Raw genomic sequence first — 5,791 nt, forward strand, 5'->3', positions numbered from 1 at the left:
TCTTACCCGTACCTTTTGTATCCATCCATAACCTTACACATTTGTTACGGATGAATTGAGCAGTACGAATAGCATCGTCTATGGCTTGATACTGTTGAGTTTTAGCTTTAACTTTAAACTCTAAGACAAACATTTTACGCACGGGTTACTTAGATAAAATCAGTATAGCACAATAAAAGTTAAGTTAACAAGCTATAGTTTAAAAAGCCGTCCTAAAAGGACGGGGCTTTAACCCAAAATTTCGGTAAATTTTAGTCAAATATTTGATCTACTTAGTTTCTAATCCTCTTTTTAGGTAGGAGAATTGTCAGAGCCTTTCTCTTGCCTATTGCCTATTGCCTATTGCCTTCAGAAACTGATAACTGATAACTGCTTAATTTCCTCGCCAAAAGACAATCGAATTATTGAGAGGTTGAATGGTGGTGCCGGGATAATAGAAAGCGAGAATTTGTTCGGGAGACCAACCCAAACGGGCTAAATTATAGGAACCAAATTGACTTAATCCTACCCCGTGGCCAAAACCGCCACCAATAAAGTTATAACCCTGGATCTGTCGATTGGTATCGTAGATAGGATCGATGTAGAATAGGGTACTGCGAGGCGGTCCCAAAGCACTACGCACCTCATTTTTATGCAGTTCCAAAATCCCCTTATCGGTTTGAACGGTCATAGTCAGAATCCGACCGGAAGGAGAGCGCTTAGTCACTTCCATCCATTGGATTTTCTGGAAATGGGCGAGGGGATGTTTTCTGCGTTTTAGATAGGTTTCTAGGTCTTGACTCAAATCAGCTAAAGAAGCTTGTTTTTGCCAGCGAAAAACCCGTCGGCCCGTCTCATTAAAACCATCTTTAAGATTAATAAACTGGCGAAAAGTTGTCTCATTAGCGAGAGATTGTTTCGAGAGATCCCAGACTCGATTGGGGGAGTCCACCACTGCCCGGAGATAAGGTCTTTCCTCCCCATCCCAAACATCACTAAAGAGGGCAGTTATTCCGCCGGTGGTAGAGGAATAAAGGGCATCCACTAACTCATTTTGGTAGGTTAAAACCAGGCCTCGCGTGGACGCGATCGCTTGATCAGCCCGGGGATTAGTTCCCGTCAATCCATAATAAACTTGACAATGGGTATCGGCACAGAGTTCGTAATTATCGGCTTGAAAACGGCGGAGATTGCGGAGGGCGTAGGTACGGGCGATAATAGTTTGCGCTTGGGTGGCGCTTTCCGGGGCATCATGACCGATTTCGTGGGGTACAACCCCGCGCAGGTAGGTTTCGAGGGGAACGTTATTAACTAGGGTAAAAGTGCCGTAGGCGTTGGGCTGTAGGCGCATAGTTCCCCCGTACAAACGTAACTGATCGGGGCTATGGGTGACTTGAATCAGGTTTTTTTGGCTCTCGATTTCTAATTCTTTGGGAAAATAGCGCACCCCGTTGATCTGGAAAGAAACTTGCGGCTTTTCTTTGAGTAAAACACTATTAATATAGGGTTGATTGTGGCCTTTGGCTTGCAAACTGGTCAGCAACCAACGTCGCACTAGGGGATTTTCATAAACTTCTCGCTTTGCCCAAACCTGCCAGCGTCCGGGTTGGGTAATTTCCACTTTAATGCCCATTTTTGCCCAATTTTTGGCACTATTTTCGGCGGTTTCAAAGGTGGCGTGGTCGCTCAAAATGACTTTTTCTTGGAGGATGGGAGAAGCGAGAGGACGGGGAATAACTTCTAATTGTAGGCGATTGGTTTGCAGGGTTTGGGATTGGCCATCTTCTCCCACCACGCGCAGGGTGAGATTATCACCACTGGTACTACTCAGGGTTAATTTTTCCTTGGCTTCATCGCCAAAACGTTGGACAATGCCCACTCTCAGAAGCACATCCTTGGCTATAGCGGCAGGAATTAGGGTTAAACTGAGCAAGATCGCCGCAGTTATGGAACCGATGCTAATTATTTGTTTTTTTTCCTTGATTTTTAGCATAAAGTCAAGTATCTGTTAATAAGTTTTCATAAAAGTTGAGGATATTCAGAGATTATAGCAGCAAGCCGTTAGGGGAATAGGGTAATGGGGGGGGATAGGGGAATTTCCACTAAAACCCTAAAACCCTAAAACCCCAACACCCTCAAACCCCAACGCCCAACATCCAACCACCAACAAAGCATCTAACTTCCCCCATCGCTGATAATGCGTAAACGTACCATTTTCTGGCCACCTTCATCCAGTTCCACTTCGATCACTTCACTGGTTAAACTTTCCAAACAGGTTAACATCGATCGCAGATGGGGATTACTTGCTCCCGTATCCACATAGAGGCGATCGGACAAACTACCTAAACGTTTCCAAGTAGTATAAAGTTTAGCTACGGCTTGCTCTAATTGTCTGGCTTGTTTAACCAGATCCGCCGCCGTATTTAGACAATCGACGCGCAAAGCTTCTTCTAGAGCCATTTCGATATCTAAATTACCCCGTCGGAGAGTTTGTACTTGGGCCGCCGCATCGAGATATTTGGCTAAACTGCGTGCTTCCGAGGTGATTAATTTTACCGTGTCCACATCGGGATTAGCGGCGATTTCTTGGCGAAGAGTGTCGATATGAGTATCGGGTAACTTTTCTAATTCTTTCACTAGGGGGGCGAGATGACGCGCCGGTAAACTGCCGTCGCTGGCTTTTTCTTTCACTTCATCGGGTAGTAAATCTGAACTCATCGCTGTCCATTCATCGGCCAATTGCTTCACCTCCCGACGGGTAATTCTCTCCCCTTGTCGGGCCGCATCACTGACTAATTTTTGAATTTCGGGGGCAGATTTGGCCGTTTCTACGAAGGCGCGTTTACTAAAATTATTGATACTATCGGGATCCAGTTGTCCTTCTGCCAGGAGAGTATCAGCACTATTAGCCAATTGAATCAGAGCATAAGCTTGACTTTTAGTGATTTCTCGCTGTTTTAACCAGTTCAAAAAGCCTGTACCGCGACTATCACCGCCTTGCTTTTCCCGGTCGCGAATAGCTCGCAAAATTCGCCCCCGCCAGATTTCCGTTTGCAAATCAAAGCGATCGCAAACTTTCCAAAAAGAATCCAGTTGCTGCTGAAAGTCATGATCTTGGATGGTTTCATCTTCGGGATCTGGCAGTTGAAAGTTAAACTCTAGAGGCGTTTCAAAGGCATCAATGATCGCGGAGGTGTCGGAGGAGAACGTCGCAGCATCAACCATATATGATAGACTCGGCAGTTAATCGGGCATTTTATCTTAACTCGCTCTGGCAACCCCCGACAAGCCGATTAATCGTCAGGTAAAACCCCACACCCCACACCCCACACCCCACACCCTGTCCCCACGAAAAACTTTTTCAGCCAACCCTAGTTAGGGGAAGCATTGGGGGGAGTGGGACTGGTGACAGGTGCGGAAGGTGTCGTCCCGGTCGTGGGACTCGGACTGGTGACAGGTGCGGGAGAAATCGATGGATTGGAAGCGGGATGACGACTCAGGAATTGCCAAGCGATCGCAGCCAGCAAACCAAGAACACCGACAGCGATCACTACTACGACTAGGGGTGAAACGCTAGTGGGTGCGGGGGGAGAAGTACGACTAGAAACCGAAGAAGATGCGGGGGGGGGAGTGGGTATTGCTGTCACCACTTCTTCTCCGGGGTAGGTGTCCCCGCTGTAATCAAAATCTTGGTCATTAAGATCGGGAATAATTTGTTCTTTGGCCTCAGCATAAACTAAAGGCCTGACAGGTTCAGCCGCAGGAACTACCCGACAATAAACTAGGGCGATGGTGGAGTTATCGTGACCGTTTTTCTGGTTAGCTAGTTGTAATAAACTTTCCCCCACGGCGGTTACATTTTTCTCTCCTCGCAAAAGAGGCACAATTTCACTGTCCCAGTATTGTTCTACCCGATCGTAATCACTTAAACCATCGGAACAGAGGAGAAAAACACAATCTTGATCAATAATCAACCTCTGAACCGTGGGATGGAGATTAGTGGCGCTACTCATGCCCAAAGCTTGCACCAAGGCCCCGGCGTTGGGATACTGTATGGCATCACGATAGAGGAGATAGCCTAATTTCACTTCCCTGGAAGCGAGATCGTCATCCACCGTCACTTGATGACAACTGTGGGCAGTAATCCAATAGATGCGGGAATCCCCCACATGGGCCGCGTACATTTCCTGGGCCTGGGCAAAAGCCATAACTAGAGTCGTACCCATGCGCTGACGATCTTGTCTTGACTCCTGATCATTGCGTTGACTGATCAGATCATTGGTGACACGAATCGCCTGTTCGAGGACAAGACTGTGACTATCGGGATAGACTTCCATATCAGTGGTGGCACTGCGATTAATTTCCCTAGGCAGGGTTTCGATCGCCAATTGAGCAGCGATTTCGCCCCCTTCCTGACCGCCGATGCCATCACAGACAATCGCCAGGGGATTTTGACCATGAGCGAGGGTTGTGGCCTGATTAGTCGGGGGATAACAGGCATCCTCGTTGTGTTCCCGCATCAGACCGGTATCAGTGCAGGTAAAAATCTCATAGCTGCGTTCTTGACCTCCACCGTAGTGCTGTAGTGCATAATCGAGGATAGCGATCAGGGATTCTGGGCGATCGAGATCACCGGATTCTAGCTCTTGGGTCAGGGATGCGAGAAAATCTTGAATATTAGCCGCTGCCGTCGGCATCAGACCGGCCCACAGGGCCCCTAAATCTCGTAAATTGGGAGCGGTAGCCTCGTCTTTGCTTAATTCTAGCAATTGCAGCAGCTGATTATTCACTCTCGTCAGAGAAGGGTTAAGCAGACTAGAGACCACAGCTTTTCTCTGAAGGGGATACCAGAGTTTGGCCATTTGCCATAACCAGTGAATTTGCCTTAAATCGGAAGCTTGCGACCAAACCTCGGCCAGAGTGGGCAATAGTTCTGGATAAATTAATTCTCCCGTTTCATCGAGGGGAATAGTGCCGTATTCCAACAGCCAGATGTCCATATTTAAGCGTTCATCGGGACTGGGAATATAGCCATAGACTTGGGGAATGTGGAGATGGAAGGGTAACAATTTTAGGTAGAGGGAAATCCAGCTAGGAGGTTCGTCCGGCGCTTGGGGTGCTTGAGCGGGTTTAGTATCAAGAACAATTTGTGGTTGTTTGACCAAATAACGATTATCAATTAGCTCGCCAACATGATAATAGGTTCTCACCCAATCACCCATCATCCATAAATAGCGCTTAACTAAAGGAGTACCGCATTTTTCACAGAATCTATTAGTGAGAGCGTTCGGGGATAGACAGGTTAGGTTTTGACATTGGAGGGTTGTCACGGAATCCATGAAAACTGCTGACTCCTAAAGCGCGGTTAGTATAGGTTAATAAAATAGCGTGTTTTTATCCACGTTGACTGCCAGTGTATTGCAGTGTTTCCCAAATTTTACCCTTTGTGGCTCGATCAGGAATAATTAATGCTGACAGTGCCATCTCTATAGGTATGTCTGGGGTTGGGGAAGTGGGAATTATAAATTATAAATTATGAATTGGGGAGGTGGGGAAGTGGGGAAGTGGGGAAGTGGGGAAGTGGGGAAATTGAACTAAAACCCCAAAACCCTATCACCCCAAAACCCTATCACCCTATCTCCTGTCTCCTGACAGTTTCTAAATAGGGCTTGCTGAATAAATCTAAAAACCTTGTTGGGTAAGACTTTTAGACTTTTTGGAAACCAAAAAGTGCCAGATCCCGGAGTGATCGGGTGGAAAATTCCGGGACTTTTTCCCTGAAAATTAGGTAATTGACCCCCTCAAAATCGCT

General features: G+C 46.9%; 3 protein-coding genes and 1 pseudogene. All 4 read right to left on the bottom strand.

From position 1 onward, the window contains the following. Window positions 1-133, bottom strand: a pseudogene (locus O9295_RS17035) (RNA-guided endonuclease TnpB family protein); the annotation flags it as partial. Window positions 134-373: 240 nt separating this feature from the next. Then, window positions 374-1,972, bottom strand: a complete 1,599-nt coding sequence (locus tag O9295_RS17040; protein ID WP_288034051.1) for a SpoIID/LytB domain-containing protein — start codon at window positions 1,970-1,972, stop codon at window positions 374-376. Between the two features lie 182 nt (window positions 1,973-2,154). After that, window positions 2,155-3,204 carry a hypothetical protein gene (locus tag O9295_RS17045; protein ID WP_288034054.1) on the bottom strand — a complete coding sequence of 350 codons (1,050 nt, stop codon included), beginning with the start codon at window positions 3,202-3,204 and terminating at the stop codon, window positions 2,155-2,157. Between the two features lie 146 nt (window positions 3,205-3,350). Continuing rightward, entirely contained in the window at window positions 3,351-5,318 is a 1,968-nt protein-coding gene (locus O9295_RS17050; RefSeq protein ID WP_288034057.1) for a PP2C family protein-serine/threonine phosphatase, read from the bottom strand. Window positions 5,319-5,791 lie beyond the last annotated feature (473 nt).

The organism is Microcystis sp. LE18-22.4A (assembly GCF_027531105.1).
Taxonomy (GTDB): domain Bacteria; phylum Cyanobacteriota; class Cyanobacteriia; order Cyanobacteriales; family Microcystaceae; genus Microcystis; species Microcystis aeruginosa.